A 16,706-nucleotide genomic window follows, 5' to 3' on the forward strand; every position below is an offset into this window, starting at 1 on the left:
CATATCTTAATAACCAACTCCTTTATATAATAATGTCATCAAGTGGTGGTAAGAGAGAGAAAAATATCTCCTTGCTATCAAATAATTTTAAAGATAACAAGGAGATAAGACACTTATAGGATAATAAAACTCAAAAACAAAATCTAGCCAAACACGCGATTAAAGATTTTATCTATATTTTTTGTGTAATAACTATACTCAAAGCATTCTCTTATAGTTTTTTCTCCTATGAGATTGATTAGCTCTGCATCTTCTAAGAGATACTGTAAGTAAAGACTCTCACCTTTTTGATTTAAGCTTGATTTTCCTTGTTGTAAATCTTGCCAAACTTTCATTGCATTTCTTTGGACTATTTTATAGCTATCTTCTCTACTCACTCCTTTTTTGGGAAGTTCTAGAAGTATTCTTTGAGAAAAGACTAATCCACCTGTGAGATTTAGATTTTTTAACATATTTTCAGGATATATCACGAGATTTTGGATAAGACTATTTAGGCGATGTAGCATAAAATCAGTAGTGATAAAAGAATCTGGTAGGATAAATCGCTCTACACTAGAGTGACTGATATCTCTTTCGTGCCATAAGGCAACATTTTCCATAGCAGGTACCGCATAGGATCTTATCATCCTACAAAGTCCTGTGATATTTTCACTTAAAACTGGATTTCTTTTATGGGGCATTGCAGAGCTTCCTTTTTGTCCTTTACTAAAGAATTCCTCAGCCTCATAGACTTCTGTCCTTTGAAAATGTCGGATCGCAACAGCAATTTTTTCACAACTACTTGCAAGCAGAGCCAAATCACTCATTAATCTTGCATAAGTATCTCTTTGTATTACTTGATTAGAAATTTTTGCAGGGATAAGGCCAAGTTCCTTGCATACAATTTCTTCTAGCTCTATAGGAGTATGAGCCATATTTCCCATAGCACCACTAATTGCCCCCATACTTACTAAAGGTAAAGTATGCTTTAATGCTTGAAGATGGCGTGCTATTTCATCATACCAGATTGCTACTACAAGACCAAATGTAATAGGTTCTCCGTGGATTCCGTGGCTTCTTCCAACCATCAGGGTGTTTTTATGCTCATAAGCTCTTTGTTTCAAGCTTTGTAACAGATTTTCTACATCTTGGATAATAATTTTTAGACTATCTCGCATTTGAAGTGCAACTGCAGTATCAATACAATCGCTAGAAGTAATCCCATAATGCACAAAACGCGATTCCTCTCCAAGAGATTCTGCTACAGAAGTAGTAAAAGCAATTAAATCATGCTTGGTAATTTGCTCAATTTCATCAATCCTTTGGATATCAAACTTAGCATTTTTGACAATTTTTTCACAATCATCATCGGGTATGAATCCTAGTTTATTCCAAGCTTTAACTACAGCTTTTTCTACTTCAAGCCAAGCGCTATATTTAGCATTTAAGTCCCAAATCTTTTTCATTTCCTCTCTTGCATATCTCTCTACCATACAACCCTCTTTGTTCTATGTGAAATTTAGTAAGTGAGAATAATACCAAAAAATAAGAAAAGACTAAAAACTAAAAAAAACAACTATTTTTTAAGGTTAATTGCTTCTTTTATGAGATCATCCCCTGTTCCAAATGCCTTAGCATTCATAGAATACCCTCTTTGCATTAAAATAAGGTTGGTTAGGGCACTTGTAACATCAGTATTGCTTGTTTCAAGATATTTATGCATAACTTTCCCAAATTTAAGTTGCCCGTTATTATTTTCATCCCATCCAAGTATAGGAGCACCGCTTAAAATCTTATTATCACCTTGATTGTTTGTGGCTTGAGATATCTCAAATAAATTTCCACCTACCTTTTTTAGTCCTTGATCATTGATAAAAGCAGTAATGCCTATGCGGCCCATAGGAGCGCTTTCTCCATTGTCAAAAAAAAGTGTAATGATTCCATTTTCATCTATTTTTAGATCCATCATTTTGCCCTTAGGCCTACCATCAGTATCTGTTTTTAAGATTCCAGAGTCTTGATAGTTGTAGTTTGTGGTTGTTTTATCTTTGGCTCCTGCAAAAGAATATGTGATTTTTGAATCTTTAAAATCAATCTCAATAGGGTCAGCTGAAGCTTTATTGTCAGAATCAAATGTGATAGCCCCATTAATATGTTCTTTGCTTACCATAGTTTCACCACTTTTATCAAAAATAGCAGTTTTTGTGATCCATTTTTGATTTTCTTCTTTGTTTCCTGTTTGATGCAAGAAAAATTTTGTTTGAAGAATGAACTTTTCTCCATCTTCATCAAAAATCTCAGAATTTGATACAAAAGCTCCAACATAAAGAGGGTTTGTTGCTTGTTTATCATCTTTTCTCATCTCTAAATCTGCAGTGTTTAAACCTAGTTTATCGATAAATTTTCCACCCAAAGTAAGTTGAATAGTATCTAAAGGATTTTTAATTTCAAGAGAAATGGGTTTGCTGGGATTACCCTGATTGTCTCGTGAAATATCTAAATCTAAACCTGTCTGTGCTTTGAGCAATTCTTTTAAATCTTTAAAGGTTTTAAATTGATTATTGCTTGCGCCATCATTCCCATATTTTAGAGTAACCTCTTTACTCTCTTCACCCTGCTTAATTGTAATACGTATATCATTATTTACTCTTGCATCAAGAGGTTCTTTTTGAAAATTAAAGAGAGTATTAAGATCTAGATTATCAAGATTTTCTTGGTTAAAACTTCCATCCTCCTCAAATAAAAAATCTTGCAAAGAGGCAGGGTTTTGCGTAGGGTTTAGATTGAGTGCAATATCCACTTTTTTTGTTTCTGTTGGCTGATAGTGTAGATCTTGAGGGATTCTAAGAGGCTTAAGAGTATTGGCACTTAGAGCCTTAAGATCTTCTTCTGGTGAGTTTGTATTTTCAAAGTTTTGTCCCTTGATTTTTCCTAAATCAACACCATAAAGGTAATATCCACTTGCATTGACAATATAGCCATCAGCATCACGACTAAAAGACCCATCTCTAGTAAAGAAATTGGATTGATTTGCCTCATAACCATCTTCATTAATTGTCATACTACCATTTTGATTTTTTCCTACAACAAACCAACCTTTTCCACTATAGGCTACATCAAACTCTCCATCACTTGGCTTATAATTTCCATTTTTTGTAGAAATGGCATTACTTGAAGCACTAACTCCAAAATTACTATCACTGCTTACAGTATTAGAGTTTATGGAATCAATATGCTGACTTAGCAAGGACTTAAATTCTGGAATATTTTCTCTATAGCCTAGAGTATTGACATTGGCAATGTTATTAGAAACACTATCAAGACCAAATTGGTGAGTTTTTATTCCACTATAAGAATTAAGAATTGTGTTGTTCATTTGCACCCTTCTCATAGAATTCTATTGCGCTATCCATTGGTAAAATCATCGCACCCATTTTTATCATTGGCTTACCCTTGTCAAAGATGATGCTATCTACAGCTCCTCTTCCTACACGAGATTGCTTATATTTATTTGTTGTGGGACTAAGGTTGTATTCTGCACGAATATCATAGCTTCCTTCAGGCACTCTTTGACCTTTTTCATCCAACCCATTCCAAGTAAAAGCTATATAACCATCTTGACCATCTTTGCCCTCAATTGGCAAAGTGGTGATTAGATTTTTTTCTTTATCAAAGATTTGTATAGTTGGTTTTCCTTGAGAAGCATTAATTGGTTCATCAAAATAAAGTGCAAAATTTACTTCACCACTTCCTTGTATATTGATACCATTTACATCAGTTTCAACAATTTTTCCAATCATTGAAACAGCATTTAATGCACTAATTTGTGCAAGATAAGCATTAGAATCAATACTTTGATCCATTCCCTTATCTAACTTTTCTAATGTATTTTTTAGATCAGTTTGAAAGGTTTTTAGTGCATCATTTGTTTCTTTTGTAGATTGCATTGCCGCGGCTACTTCTTTCATGGTTTTTTTGTTTTCTTCTTGCATTTCAACTTGAGTGAGTTGTGCAGTTTGTGTAATAATCTTGTCAGTTTCCATAGGAGCAGTGGGATCTTGATTTTTTAATTGCTCTAAAAAAAGTTTCATAAAAGCATCTTTATCTAGTCCATTTGCAATTTTTGGAGGCTCTGCTTTTTTTGCTTCTTGTGCAGCAGTAGCGCCTGTGATTTGTGCTAAATCAATCGCCATTGTAATTCTCCTTATGCATATTTTGGCAGTGTGATTTCAAGACTATCAAACTGTGATGAGGCAATATTATTTACCTCTTTGTATTGTTGTAAGCTATTTTTGTTCCTTTTTTGTTGTCTTCTGTCTTCTTTTTGAGAGGAATTGTTTTGAGAGAAGCTAAGATCCACATTATTAAAACCTATATTTAAGAGATTGTTTTTCAAATCAACTTGGTTTTGAGCAAAAAGAGTGATGGCTTTTTGATTAGAGGTGATATTGATTTTTAAATCCTTTCCTTTTTGAGTAATAGTAAGTTTTATTTTTCCCAGATTTTTTGGATTAAGGTCTAAAGATAGCTTTGTAATAGGTGGTTTATAGTTTTTGATTGCTTCTTTGATTTGTTGTGCAAAACTTGAGAGAGTTGTTTTTGGTAAGGTTAATTTATCAGAAGTATTTTTTTGGATTGTGATTGGATTTTCTTGAGGGTTTTTTGCTTCAATCTTATTGTCCTTAAGCTCCACTCTTTTATCTAGATTCTCTAAAAAATTATCTCCAAAATCTTCTGATAAGTAATTTGGGCCCATAGGATTTTCAAAATTTTGAGATAAAAGAGATGGATTTTTAAAATCATTTTGATTGATAGTTTGTTTATGCATATCTGCTGAATCTATTTTGGCACTTTTTGTTAGATGCTTGGTTTTTGTATATTTTTGTGATTGAGGATTTATAGGGGTTGATTTTTCTTTTGATGCTGTTTTCTTTTGATTTTTAATCTTTGTTTTTGATACTGCCATAGCACCAGAAGAAGCAAGGGTAGCTACTTTTAACTGGTTGCTAAACTTTTTTTTTTCTCCTCTGTTTGAAGTGCTTCTTGCAATACATTTACATTTTCTTTAGAATCTTTGATTCCAAACTTGTTAAATGCATCTTGATAAGCCATTTCTCTTTTTTCATTTCTAAGCCTTGCATCTACGATATTTTTTGGAAGACTTTTTCCTCTTTGTATTACAGCTATTTTTTCGGTTTTGTTCTCAAGCTTATATTCTAGTTTGCTTGATTTTTGCATCATTCTTGATTCTTTATCTTTTGAGCTAATTTCTTTTAGGGCTTGTGCAAGAGGCTGACTAATTGTTGTTGCTTTTAGAGTACTGGTTAATTTCTTTTGTTCTAAAAGATTTTGGGTTCCCATTGTATTTTGCTTTGGAGCATCTTGAGAGTCCTCTTTTTCTAATTGCATATCTTGTAGGTTTAAATCATTTTCTTGTGCAAGTTGTTGAACATCTCCTAAAGTTTTGTTTTCACCTGCTTTGTTATTGGGTTTATTGGAGCTTGAAGAAGTATTGATAGAGCTAGGTATATCCTTTAGATTTTTGGTATCTTGTGGTTGGGGTGAAGCAACACTTTGTGTAAGAAGTGTTTCTTTTGAAGAATCAGAATCTACCTTTTTTTCTGCTTTCTTTTCACTATCTGCTAGAGAATTTTTTGCTTTTTCTTGAATAAGCTTAGAAAAATTTTCTTGCTCCTTTTTTACCATCTCTTGAGTTTGTGTTTTTTTATCCTTGAGTAGAGCAGAGGTATTTTCTACTTGTTGTGTATTAATGTTGCTTACCACGATATCACTCCATAAAATTTATGTTTGAAAAGCATCAAGCAAAAATAATTCCATTTTTAAATTATTTCATTTGTTCATTTTTTGGAGGTGAGGTTTATTTTTATTGTAGGTTAAAATAAGTTATTGTAAAATCCTGTCTTTTGATACTACATTATTTTAATAAAATTAATTAAGAGAGATAATAGTCAATGCAACAAATTAGAAATATAGCTGTGATTGCACACGTAGATCACGGGAAAACTACATTGGTAGATGGACTTTTAACACAATCTGGAACCTTTGGTGATAGAGATCAGGTAGATGAAAGAGTGATGGATAGTAATGATTTAGAAAGAGAAAGAGGTATCACAATTCTTTCTAAAAATACAGCAATTAATTATAAGGGAACTAAGATAAACATCATTGATACTCCTGGACACGCAGACTTTGGTGGAGAGGTTGAGCGTGTTTTGAAAATGGTTGATGGAGTCTTATTGCTTGTGGATGCCCAAGAAGGAGTGATGCCTCAAACAAAGTTTGTTGTAAAGAAGGCATTAAGTTTTGGAATCCGTCCTATTGTTGTTGTAAATAAAATTGATAAACCTGCAGCAGAACCTGATAGGGTTGTAGATGAAGTTTTTGATTTATTTGTTGCAATGGGGGCAAGTGATGAACAACTTGATTTTCCTGTTATCTATGCAGCAGCAAGAGATGGTTATGCAATCAAAAACCTAGAGGATGAAAAGAAAAATTTAGAACCCTTATTTGAGGCGATATTAGAGTATGTTCCTGTTCCAAGTGGAAGCGTAGATTCTGCATTGCAAATGCAAATTTTTACATTAGATTATGACAACTATGTAGGAAAAATTGGTATTGCGCGTGTATTTAATGGAAAGGTAAAAAAAGGTGAGACTGTATTGCTTGCAAAGAGTGATGGCAAAAAAGAAACAGGGAGAATCACAAAGCTTATTGGATTTTTAGGGCTTGCAAGAACAGAGATTGAAAGTGCTCAAGCGGGAGATATTGTAGCAATTGCTGGTTTTAATGCAATTGATGTTGGGGATTCTATTGTTGATCCAAATAATCCAATGCCATTAGATCCAATGCATCTAGAAGAACCTACAATGAGTGTTTATTTTGCTGTAAATGATTCTCCTTTGGCAGGATTAGAGGGCAAGCATGTTACTGCTAATAAAATAAAAGATCGCCTACTTAAAGAAATGCAAACAAATATTGCGATGAGATGTGAGGAAATGGGGGAAGGTAAATTCAGGGTTAGTGGTAGAGGTGAGCTACAAATTACTATTTTGGCAGAAAATTTAAGAAGAGAGGGCTTTGAGTTTTCTATATCAAGACCAGAGGTAATTATAAAAGAGGAAAATGGCGTAAAAATGGAGCCATTTGAGCATTTGGTGATTGATACCCCGCAAGATTTTAGTGGCACAATTATTGAGCGACTTGGGCGTAGAAAAGCAGAGATGAAAGCAATGAATCCTATGGGTGAGGGATATACAAGACTTGAGTTTGAAATACCTGCTAGGGGATTAATTGGATATCGCAGTGAATTTTTGACAGACACAAAGGGAGAGGGGGTTATGAATCACTCTTTCTTGGATTTTAGACCTTTTAGTGGAAGTGTAGAATCTAGAAAAAATGGTGCTTTGGTTTCAATGGAAAATGGTGATGCTACAGCATTCTCTCTCTTTAATATCCAAGAGAGAGGAGTATTATTTATCCAGCCTCAAACAAAGGTTTATATTGGTATGGTGATAGGGGAGCATAGTCGTGATAATGATTTAGATGTAAATCCTATTAAATCAAAGCATCTTACAAATATGCGTGCAAGTGGAAGCGATGATGCAATTAAGCTTGTTCCACCAAGAGAATTAACACTAGAGAGAGCTTTGGAGTGGATTGAAGATGATGAGATTTTAGAGGTTACACCTTTAAATATTAGAGTGAGAAAAAAATATTTAGATCCTAATGAAAGAAGAAGGATGGCTAGAAAGTGATGAATGCCTTTATTCAATCAATGCAGTTTGCACACGCTTGCAAAGTCTTTGATGAAAATAAAAAGATACCAAAAGAGGATATGGAGGCAATTTTAGAAGCAGGGAGACTTAGCCCTAGCTCTTTTGGTTTAGAACACACAAGAATCTTACTCATCAAAAATCAAGAGGTAAAAGAAAAAATACAACCCATTTGTTGGAATCAGCAACAAATTACTACTTGTAGCGACTTAATAATTTTAAAATCTAAAGTTAGAGATATTAAAGCACCTTCTAAATATATTGAAGATTCTATGTCTAAGAGAGGACTTGATTTTAGATATATGGATAGACTTCAGGCATTTCAGGAAGATTATTTTAAAGATCAAAGAGATTATGAAGCTTGGAGTATGAAACAAGCTTATATTGTTGCAAGTTCAATGGTCAATTGTGCTGCTTTTATGGGAATTGATTCTTGTTATATGGAAGGTTTTAGAAGAGAAGAACTTGAAAATTTTTTAGAGATTGATAGAAAAATAGAAAGAATTGCTTTAGTATTGGCTTTTGGATATCGGATAAATGATCAAAAGCCAAAGTATAGAATTTCTTTGGAAGAGTTTGTAGAAATTATTCAATAGGAGGAATAAATGATCACAGTTGTTAAGAGAAGTGGAAGAATTGAGCCTTTAGATATCACAAAAATACATAAATATACTTCTAGTGCTGTCAAGGGGCTTTCTGGGGTAAGCCAGAGTGAGCTTGAAGTTGGAGGCAGGTTATATTTTAAAGATGGGATTACTACAGAAGCAATCCAGCAAACCTTAATTAAAACAGCTGTAGATAAAATTGATGTTGATTCTCCTAATTGGACCTTTGTTGCTGCAAGATTATTTTTATATGACCTTTACCATAAGGTAAGTGGTTTTACAGGCTATAAACATTTAAGAGAATATTTTGAGAGAGGTGAGCAGGAAGGAAAAATAGTTAAGGGTTTAAAAGAGAAATTTGATTTAGAATTTTTGAATTCTAAGATTGATGTTGAGAGGGATTTGCAATTTAACTATTTGGGAGTAAAAACCCTTTTTGATCGTTATTTGCTTAAGGATGGAAAAAATAAACCCATTGAATTACCACAGCATATGTTTATGGCAATAGCGATGTTTTTAGCACAAAATGAAAAAGATTGTAATGAGTGGGCAGTAAAATTTTATGATGTGATTTCAAAGTTTGAAGTAATCACAGCAACACCAACTTTAGCAAATGGTAGAACTCCCAGACATCAATTAAGTTCTTGTTATATTGGTAGCACCCCAGATAATATTGAGGGAATTTTTGATGCTTATAAAGAGATGGCATTACTCTCTAAATATGGTGGTGGTATTGGTTGGGATTTTTCTAAAGTAAGAGGTTTGGGTAGCTTTATAGATGGACATAAAAATGCTGCAGGAGGGGTTGTTCCTTTCTTGAAAATTACAAATGATGTGGCTATTGCTGTAGATCAACTTGGAACCAGAAAAGGTGCAATTGCTACCTACTTGGAGATTTGGCATACAGATGTTCAAGAATTTATTGAATTGAGAAAAAATAGTGGAGAAGAAAGAAGAAGAACGCATGACCTTTTTCCTGCTTTGTGGATTTGTGATTTATTTATGAAGAGGATTGAGGAAGATGCACTTTGGACATTATTTGATCCTTATCAATGTAAAGAACTTACAGAGTTATATGGCGAAGATTTTGAAAAAAGATATTTGGAATTGGAAGCAGATGAAAATATTTTAAAAGAGCAGGTTAGTGCAAAAGAGTTATGGAAAAGAATACTAACAAATTATTTTGAAACAGGGTTGCCATTTTTATGTTTCAAAGATAATGCAAATCGAGCAAATCCAAATAAACATTGTGGAATTATAAGAAGCTCAAATCTTTGCACAGAGATTTTCCAGAATACACAACCAAATCATTATTTAGTTGAGATTGAATATGAAGATGGAAGCAAAGAAATCTTTGAAGAAGAAGAGATTGTTGTTACAGATGCAGGCATTGAGAAGAAGGCAAATAAGGTTACAAGCCTAGATACTTTAAAGGGAAAAAAGGTTTATATCTCTCAACGCATCAAAAGAGATGGTAATACAGCAGTATGTAATCTTGCAAGCATCAATCTTAGTAAGATTAATACAAAAGAAGATATTGAAAGAGTAGTGCCAATTGCAATGCGTATGCTTGATAATGTCATAGAGTTAAATTTCTATCCAAATAGAAAGGTTAAAGCGACAAATTTAGAAAATCGTGCTGTGGGTCTTGGTCTAATGGGAGAAGCTGAAATGCTTGCTACAAACCAGATTCACTGGGGGAGTGATGAACATTTCAAAAAAATTGATGAGATTATGGAATCTATTAGTTATAACGCAATTTTAGCAAGCTCAAATCTTGCGGTAGAAAAAGGCAAATATCCACAGTTTGATGGGTCAAACTGGAGTAAGGGGATTTTTCCTATTGATGTTGCAAATAAGGAGGCAATTAAACTTGTAGATAGAGGCGGATTATTTGGAACAGAATATGATTGGAATAGTTTGAGAGAAAAGGTTAAAAGAGATGGTATTAGAAATGGTTATTTAATGGCTATCGCACCAACAAGCTCTATTTCTATACTTGTTGGAACAACACAGACTATTGAACCTGTTTATAAGCGTAAATGGTATGAAGAGAATCTTAGTGGGCTGGTTCCTGTGGTAGTTCCAAATTTAAATCTTGATACTTGGCATTTCTACACCCCTGCTTATGAATTGGATCAAAAATTAATCATTAAAGCTGCTGCTGTGCGTCAAAAATGGGTAGATCAAGGACAAAGTACTAATATTTTTATTAAGCTTGATGGGAATGCAAGTATAAAGGCTTTGCATGAAATTTATATGTTAGCGTGGAAATTGGGCTTAAAATCTACTTATTATTTAAGAAGTGAAAGTCCAGAGACAAAAGAGGATATAGCAGATAGAACTATAGAATGTGAGAGTTGTCAATAATAGCTTGAAGGAATCTTTCAAGCTATTATTTGATTTTATATCAAGGACTTGATGCCCTCTTCTTGTAATTTTTTATAAAATTCTTGCTCATCTAATAGAGTAATTCCAAGACTTTTTGCTTTTTGCAACTTGCTTCCTGCATCTTTTCCATAAATTAGTAAATGGGTTTTTGAGCTTACAGCGCTTACTACCTTTGCCCCAAGATTTTCTAATAATTCTTTAATCAATTCTCTAGGCTGATCAAGAGAACCAGTTAATACAATGCTTTTGTTGCTAAAAAAGCTTTGAAGATTTTTATTTTGAGTGGTTGCTACTGGAGTAAGGATATCAAAAAGCACTCCAATAAGCTTTTGATTCACTCTTCCAAATTCTAGAAATGATTCTGTCATTTCTTTCCCAAAACCATCTAGGGCTATGATACTATCAAAATCCTGTTTAAAACAATCAAGCCCAAAGCTTTGAGCAATTTTTTTACTTGCTCCTTCTCCAATATGTTCAATTCCTAAGGCATTAATCAGGCGCCATAATTGGATATTTTTTGTTTTTGCAATAGCTTGTAAGAGGTTTTTTGCCTTTTTTTCTTTCCAACCCTCTAGTACAAGCAAATCTTCATAATTAATACTATAGAGATCTATAATATTTGTAATAATTTTTGCATCAAAAAGTTGGGATACAATTTTTTCTCCAAGCCCATCAATATTAAGAGCTTTTTTTGAAGCAAAATGAACAATACTCTCTTTTACCCTTGCTTCACAAAGTAGATTTTGACAACGGATAAAAATATCTTCAACTAAAAGCTCTTCTTTGCAAATAGGGCAATGGGTTGGTGCAACAATCTCTTGTTCTTGACCATTTCTATTTTGATAAAGAGGTTTGATAATTTTTGGGATCACATCACCACTGCGTATAATGATTACATCATCCAAGATTCTGATATCCTTTTTTTGTATCTCTTTATAGTTATGTAAAGTAGCTCTTGTGATAATAGCGCCCTCGATTTCTATAGGTTGTAATTCTGCTACAGGTGTAATCACCCCAGTTCTTCCCACTTGTTGCGTGATAGAGAGTATTTTTGTAACTTTTTCAATCGCAGGAAATTTATAAGCACAGGCAAATCTAGGGGATTTTATGGTAAAACCCAACCTACTTTGTTGTTTAAATGAATCTAGCATAATTACCATACCATCAAGCATCATCGGATAATCCTGACGCATTTTCATAATCTCTTCATAATATGCTTGAATGGAAGTGACGTCTTTGCAGAGTTTGATAAAAGGTATGGGATAAAAGCCAAAGGATAGAATTTTTTGCATACTTTCAAAAAAGCTTGAAGAAGTGGGATTGTGCTGGCCAAAACCCCAAGGAATAAAGCGTAATTTTCTTTGTGCAACAATTGAGCTATCAAGCTGTCTCATACTTCCTGCTGCAGCATTTCTGGGATTTGCAAAGACGCTTTCATTATTATTTAATCTCTCAAGATTTATTCTCTCAAAATTTTCTTTTGTGATAACAACCTCTCCACGAATCTCTATAGCATCTAGATAGGGGATTTCTAGAGGAATGGATTGGATGGTTTTTGCATTTTGAGTTACAAGCTCACCAGTAATTCCATCTCCTCTTGTTGTAGCACTTATTAGCTTTCCTTTATTGTAAAAAAGATTCAAAGATGCGCCATCAAATTTTGGAGAACAGGTAAAAACTGCATCGGGATAATTTTTATAGATTCTTTGGCACCACTCTTGCAACTCTTCAAAATTAAAGACATCATCTAGACTCCACATTCTTTGGATGTGAGAATTTTTTTCAAAGTCTTCAAGCGGAGGCATTCCTACTCTTTGTGTAGGAGAGGAAGCTATGATTTCTTCAGGATGAATGGTTTCATATTTTTTTACTTGATGATACAAAATATCATATTCTTCATCACTTGCAATAGGGTCATCTAAAACATAGTAGTGATATGCCATCTTTGTTAATAATTTAACTTTTTCTTTATAGGTTTCTTTATCTGCTATCATTTTATTTTCTTTAAGTATTCAGTGATTAGTTAGAGTTTCAGTATTATAGCACGATTATAAATTTAAAAATTTTGCTAGAATCTAGGCTCAAAACTTTGGAGTAAGCTAGGATAGTTATGATAAATGAATTGCAAGAAATGCCCCATACAAGAAACGAGGCGCAGTTTTTGTGCTTTTTATTGGATGATGCATCCGATGCACAAATTTATGCAATTAATGTTTTTAAGATTAGAGAAGTTATTTCCCATAAGGGAGATTTTACGCGGACAATTGATGGGGATAATGGGATTGTTTTAGGGACATTGCTTGTAAGAGATGAGGTAATTCCTTTGATTGATGTAAAGCGTTGGTTGCATTTTAACCCCCGCGTTGTTGATAGAAATTTATCAGAATATACACTAGAGGATGAAAAAAGTTTGGTGATTATTTGTGATTTTTCAAGATGCACAATAGGATTGCAGGTAATGCAGGTAAAACATATCATTCAAAGAAGTTGGGAGAAGATACAAGCTGGAGTAGATCACGGATTAAAAGAAGATAGCAAGATTATTGCCACGACAAGATATGAAGATGATTCTTTGGTCCAAATACTAGATATTGAGAGGATGTTACAAGAAGCCTTTCCAGTGATATCAGATAAAAGCAATTTAGATTTAGATTCTTTGGGGGAGATTAAAAGTAATCAAGTTGTGTTGATTGCAGAAGATTCAAGAAGTGCTCTAAAGAGTCTAGAGGCTGTTATAAAAAAATTAGGATTAAAATATTTGAGTTTTCCTGATGGAAAGGAGCTTTTGATGTATCTTGAGCATCTTGATGATATTGGTAATATAGGAGCGATTGTTACGGATTTGGAAATGCCAAACTTATCAGGCTTTGAGCTATTAAAACAGATTAAAGCAAGTGATAAGATTAGGCATCTTCCTGTACTCATTAATTCTTCTATGCAAAATGAAGCAAATTTTGAAACTGCGATGAAGTTTGGTGCAGATGGATTTGTGGTAAAAACACAGCCAAAAGAAATTGAGAAAAATCTAAGAAAAATTTTAATCAAGGAGTAAGGATTGCTAAGAACACACTTATGTGCGCAATTAGATGAAAAAAATATTGGTGAAGATATTAGACTAGCGGGTTGGTGTAACACTTATAGGGATCATGGTGGAGTTGTATTTATTGATTTAAGAGATAAGAGTGGATTAATACAATTAGTATGTGATCCAAATTCTCCCTCTTATGAGATTGCTTCAAATGTTCGTGATGAATATGTATTAATTGTAAGTGGAAAGGTTAGGGCAAGAGGTGAGGGGCTAGAAAATCCAAAACTCAAAACAGGAAAAATTGAAGTAGTTGTAGAAAAGCTAGAAATTGAAAATACAAGCAAAACTCCTCCTATTTCTATTGGTGATGAAAGTGTGGGGGAGGATTTAAAGTTAAAGTATCGTTATTTGGACTTGAGGGCAAAAAAATCCTTTGAGATTTTTAAGATGAGGTCTGATGTATGTATGGTGACAAGAAAAACTCTTGATGAACTTGGATTTACAGAAGTAGAAACGCCTATTTTAACAAAAGCTACTCCAGAGGGGGCGAGGGATTATCTAGTTCCAAGTAGGGTTCATGATGGAGAATTCTTTGCTTTGCCACAGAGTCCTCAAATTTTTAAACAACTTTTGATGATAAGCGGATTTGATTCTTATTATCAGATTGCAAAATGTTTTAGGGATGAGGATCTAAGAGCTGATAGGCAACCAGAATTTACACAAATTGATGTAGAAATGAGTTTTTGTTCGCAAGAAGATGTAATGGAGGTTGCAGAGAAGCTTTTACAAAATATTTTTGCATTAAAAAATATACATATCTCAACTCCTTTTATGAGAATGCCTTATATGGAAGCGATGGAAAAGTATGGCTCTGATAAACCAGATTTAAGATTTGATATGCCTCTGATTGAAGTAAGTGACTTGATGCAAGATTCTAGCAATGAGATTTTTAGAACCATTGCTTTAGATACAAAGGCAAATCGTTTTAAGGCACTTGTTGTAAAAAATGGAGATAATTTTTTTAGTCGAAAAACATTAGGAGAGGCTGAAGAATTTGTAAGAAAGTTTGGAGCACAAGGTTTAGCCTATATCCAAATGAAAGAGGATGGACCTAAGGGACCATTGGTAAAATTTATTTCTGAAGAAAATTTCAAAGTTATGATTGAGAGATTGGATGCAGAGATTGGAGATATAATATTTTTTGGAGCAGGGGCTAAGAAGATTGTTTGGGATTATATGGGAAGATTACGCTTGAAGATAGCCCAAGATATGGGGATGATAAAGCCAGATGTCTATAAGTTTTTATGGGTTGTTGATTTCCCTATGTTTGAAGAGAATGAAGGAAAGATTTCTGCATTGCACCATCCTTTTACAATGCCAAAAGATATTGATAATGCAGATATTGAGGCCATTCAATCTGTAGCATATGATGTGGTATTAAATGGTATTGAGCTTGGCGGTGGAAGTATGAGAATCCATAAACAAGAGATTCAATCAAAAGTCTTTAAGCTTTTAGGAATTACAGAAGAAGAAGCAAAGGATAAATTTGGTTTCTTGCTTGAGGCACTAAGTTATGGTGCACCTCCTCATGGTGGGTTTGCAATTGGATTGGATCGCTTAATTATGTTACTTACTCAAGCAAATAGTATTAGGGATGTAATTGTATTTCCAAAGACACAGAAAGCAACTTGTCCATTAAGTGGTGCTCCAAGTAGTGTTAGTGAAGAGCAATTAAGAGAGTTGCATATTAGATTAAGAAATTTAAAGTAAGGAGAGGTTATGAAAAAATTATTTTTAATCATAGGGGCCCCAGGCAGCGGTAAAACAACAGATGCACAAATTATTGCACAAAATTGTAGTGATACTATTGTGCATTATTCTACAGGAGATTTATTGCGCGCAGAGAGTGCGAGTGGGAGTGAGAGAGGAAAGCTTATTGAGAGCTTTACCTCAAAGGGGAATCTTGTGCCTTTAGATATTGTTGTGGAAACGATTGTTGAGGCTATTTCCAATGCACCTAAGGATGTTATTTTAATTGATGGGTATCCTAGAAGTGTTGAACAAATGCAGGCTTTTGATGAGGTTTTAAAAAATCAAGATAAGGTAAAGCTTGTAAATGTTATTGAAGTAGAAGTGAGTGAGCAAATAGCTAGAGATAGAGTCCTTGGAAGAGCTAGAGGGGCTGATGATAATGTTGAGGTGTTTAATAATCGTATGAAGGTTTATTTAGAGCCTTTAGAAGAGATTCGACAATTTTTCTCTAAACAGGGACTTTTGACAAAAATTAATGGTGAAAGAAGCATTGAAGAAATTGTTGGCCAAATGCAAGCATTTATTCAATCAAAGATCTAAAAACTAAAAATTAAGGAGTAAAAAATGCAATTAGAAAAAATTGAAATTGGTGAAAATCCTGATAAGGTAAATGTAGTAATTGAGATTCCATATATGTCAAACATCAAGTATGAGCTTGATAAGGAAAGCGGTGCTGTAGTAGTGGATCGTGTAATGTATAGTGCGATGTTTTATCCTGCAAATTATGGTTTTGTTCCAAATACTTTAAGTGCTGATGGAGATCCTGCAGATGTTTTGGTTTTAAATGAATATCCATTACAAGCAGGCAGTGTGATTAAGGTGCGATTGATTGGTGTGCTTATTATGGAAGATGAAAGCGGTATGGATGAGAAATTGCTCGCAGTGCCTGTAAGTAAGATTGATCCAAGATATGAGGGAATCCAAACATTAGAGGATCTTCCAAAAATTACTCTTGATCGTATCAAAAACTTTTTTGAGACATATAAAATGTTGGAGCCAAATAAATGGGTAAAGGTAAAAGAGTACAAAGGAAAGGAGGAGGCAAGAGCAATTTTAGAATCTGCTATTTTAGCTTATAGCAAGAACTAAAAGTTTTAT

Annotated in this window: 12 protein-coding genes and 1 pseudogene; 7 read left to right on the forward strand and 6 right to left on the reverse strand. The window is 33.7% G+C overall.

From position 1 onward, the window contains the following. Nucleotides 1–143: 143 nt before the first annotated feature. The 5 genes and pseudogenes from purB to C6H31_RS03020 all read right to left on the reverse strand — a co-directional run bounded on the left by purB (nt 144) and on the right by C6H31_RS03020 (nt 5,763). Nucleotides 144–1,472: an adenylosuccinate lyase gene (purB, locus tag C6H31_RS03000; RefSeq protein ID WP_104697312.1), complete on the reverse strand. Its 1,329-nt coding sequence runs from the start codon at nt 1,470–1,472 to the stop codon at nt 144–146. Nucleotides 1,473–1,555: 83 nt separating this feature from the next. Continuing rightward, nucleotides 1,556–3,355: a flagellar hook-basal body complex protein gene (locus C6H31_RS03005; protein WP_104697313.1), complete on the reverse strand. Its 1,800-nt coding sequence runs from the start codon at nt 3,353–3,355 to the stop codon at nt 1,556–1,558. 10 nt (nt 3,356–3,365) lie between these two features. After that, nucleotides 3,366–4,172, reverse strand: a pseudogene (flgD, locus tag C6H31_RS03010) (flagellar hook assembly protein FlgD); the annotation flags it as partial. A gap of 11 nt (nt 4,173–4,183) precedes the next feature. Beyond that, nucleotides 4,184–4,945 (reverse strand): flagellar hook-length control protein FliK, encoded by a 762-nt coding sequence (gene fliK, locus C6H31_RS03015; protein ID WP_104697315.1) that lies wholly within the window; start codon nt 4,943–4,945, stop codon nt 4,184–4,186. A 29-nt stretch (nt 4,946–4,974) separates the two neighbouring features. Next, on the reverse strand, nt 4,975–5,763 hold the full coding sequence (locus tag C6H31_RS03020) for a hypothetical protein (RefSeq protein ID WP_104697316.1): 789 nt from the start codon (nt 5,761–5,763) through the stop codon (nt 4,975–4,977). Between the two features lie 188 nt (nt 5,764–5,951). Here C6H31_RS03020 and typA point away from each other — a divergent pair, with 188 nt between their 5' ends. From typA to C6H31_RS03035, 3 genes are read left to right on the forward strand one after another with little or no spacing between them, the layout of a single operon-like run. Continuing rightward, on the forward strand, nt 5,952–7,754 hold the full coding sequence (gene typA, locus C6H31_RS03025) for a translational GTPase TypA (RefSeq protein WP_104697317.1): 1,803 nt from the start codon (nt 5,952–5,954) through the stop codon (nt 7,752–7,754). Further along, on the forward strand, nt 7,754–8,368 hold the full coding sequence (locus C6H31_RS03030) for an NAD(P)H-dependent oxidoreductase (RefSeq protein ID WP_104697318.1): 615 nt from the start codon (nt 7,754–7,756) through the stop codon (nt 8,366–8,368). The genes typA and C6H31_RS03030 overlap by 1 nt, the downstream gene beginning before the upstream one ends. A 9-nt stretch (nt 8,369–8,377) precedes the next feature. Further along, complete coding sequence (locus tag C6H31_RS03035; protein WP_104697319.1) at nt 8,378–10,747, forward strand: ribonucleoside-diphosphate reductase subunit alpha; 2,370 nt, start codon at nt 8,378–8,380, stop codon at nt 10,745–10,747. A 35-nt stretch (nt 10,748–10,782) separates the two neighbouring features. Here C6H31_RS03035 and ligA read toward each other — a convergent pair whose 3' ends face one another. Then, complete coding sequence (gene ligA, locus C6H31_RS03040) at nt 10,783–12,762, reverse strand: NAD-dependent DNA ligase LigA (protein ID WP_104697320.1); 1,980 nt, start codon at nt 12,760–12,762, stop codon at nt 10,783–10,785. A 116-nt stretch (nt 12,763–12,878) separates the two neighbouring features. Here ligA and C6H31_RS03045 point away from each other — a divergent pair, with 116 nt between their 5' ends. From C6H31_RS03045 to ppa, 4 genes are read left to right on the forward strand one after another with little or no spacing between them, the layout of a single operon-like run. After that, on the forward strand, nt 12,879–13,820 hold the full coding sequence (locus C6H31_RS03045) for a chemotaxis protein CheW (RefSeq protein ID WP_104697321.1): 942 nt from the start codon (nt 12,879–12,881) through the stop codon (nt 13,818–13,820). Nucleotides 13,821–13,823: 3 nt separating this feature from the next. Beyond that, nucleotides 13,824–15,566 carry an aspartate--tRNA ligase gene (gene aspS, locus C6H31_RS03050; protein WP_104697322.1) on the forward strand — a complete coding sequence of 581 codons (1,743 nt, stop codon included), beginning with the start codon at nt 13,824–13,826 and terminating at the stop codon, nt 15,564–15,566. Between the two features lie 9 nt (nt 15,567–15,575). Continuing rightward, nucleotides 15,576–16,148, forward strand: coding sequence for an adenylate kinase (locus C6H31_RS03055; RefSeq protein ID WP_104697323.1), 573 nt, complete (start codon nt 15,576–15,578; stop codon nt 16,146–16,148). A gap of 24 nt (nt 16,149–16,172) precedes the next feature. Beyond that, a complete protein-coding gene (gene ppa, locus C6H31_RS03060) occupies nt 16,173–16,697 on the forward strand; it encodes an inorganic diphosphatase (protein ID WP_104697324.1) in 525 nt (174 codons plus the stop codon). Nucleotides 16,698–16,706 lie beyond the last annotated feature (9 nt).

The organism is Helicobacter sp. 'house sparrow 1' (assembly GCF_900199585.1).
GTDB lineage: Bacteria > Campylobacterota > Campylobacteria > Campylobacterales > Helicobacteraceae > Helicobacter_H.

Excerpts from the sequence above, each read along its gene's own strand:
- purB (WP_104697312.1), bottom strand. The coding sequence starts at position 1,472 with ATGGTAGAGAGATATGCAAGAGAGGAAATGAAAAAGATTTGGGACTTA.
- C6H31_RS03005 (WP_104697313.1), bottom strand. The coding sequence starts at position 3,355 with ATGAACAACACAATTCTTAATTCTTATAGTGGAATAAAAACTCACCAA.
- fliK (WP_104697315.1), bottom strand. The coding sequence starts at position 4,945 with ATGGCAGTATCAAAAACAAAGATTAAAAATCAAAAGAAAACAGCATCA.
- typA (WP_104697317.1), top strand. The coding sequence starts at position 5,952 with ATGCAACAAATTAGAAATATAGCTGTGATTGCACACGTAGATCACGGG.
- C6H31_RS03030 (WP_104697318.1), top strand. The coding sequence starts at position 7,754 with ATGAATGCCTTTATTCAATCAATGCAGTTTGCACACGCTTGCAAAGTC.
- C6H31_RS03035 (WP_104697319.1), top strand. The coding sequence starts at position 8,378 with ATGATCACAGTTGTTAAGAGAAGTGGAAGAATTGAGCCTTTAGATATC.
- ligA (WP_104697320.1), bottom strand. The coding sequence starts at position 12,762 with ATGATAGCAGATAAAGAAACCTATAAAGAAAAAGTTAAATTATTAACA.
- C6H31_RS03045 (WP_104697321.1), top strand. The coding sequence starts at position 12,879 with ATGATAAATGAATTGCAAGAAATGCCCCATACAAGAAACGAGGCGCAG.
- C6H31_RS03055 (WP_104697323.1), top strand. The coding sequence starts at position 15,576 with ATGAAAAAATTATTTTTAATCATAGGGGCCCCAGGCAGCGGTAAAACA.
- ppa (WP_104697324.1), top strand. The coding sequence starts at position 16,173 with ATGCAATTAGAAAAAATTGAAATTGGTGAAAATCCTGATAAGGTAAAT.